The 508-nt window shown below is 53.5% G+C and carries 1 protein-coding gene; it reads left to right on the forward strand.

Annotated features, from left to right (window positions below; all coding sequences use genetic code 11):
• Positions 1–247 precede the first annotated feature (247 nt).
• Positions 248–508 (forward strand): PAS domain S-box protein (locus QQJ79_RS15980; RefSeq protein ID WP_284223931.1); only part of this gene is annotated, 261 nt, incomplete at its 3' end.

Below are 508 nucleotides of genomic sequence, written 5' to 3' on the forward strand. Positions count from 1 at the left end.
GGATCATATCCTGTTTGCCCCATCAATCAAAACAATTCCCCCTGCCGCCCCCAAACGGCGGACGCCTTCGGGAAACCCCGCCCCCTGCCGCCGGTAAAAAAAACAAACCACCCTTCAAAAGAGTGGTTGCCTGAAAGAAAAGGTAACCTATTATATTATATTAATCAGATAAAATAAAATAATGCGTGTTCTGTATCAGGTTTCCTGACCGTCTCGCGGTCAACCGGAATGAAAGGGATGCACCTCGATGAGCAAGCTCTCGAACATGGAGATCAGCCGGGAGAGCGCGGAACTGGACGCGCTGCTGGAAACCACAGTAGACGCCATCATCACCATTCGCCCGGACGGGATCATCCAGCGGTTCAACCGCGCCGCCGAGGTCATGTTCGGCTTTGGCAGGGACGAGGTGATCGGGCAGAATGTCAAATGCCTGATGCCCGACCAGTACGCCACCGAGCATGACCGGTATCTGCATGACTATGCCACGACCGGGGTCAAGCATATCATT

This window comes from Brevundimonas denitrificans (assembly GCF_030160755.1).
Lineage (GTDB): Bacteria > Pseudomonadota > Alphaproteobacteria > Caulobacterales > Caulobacteraceae > Brevundimonas > Brevundimonas denitrificans.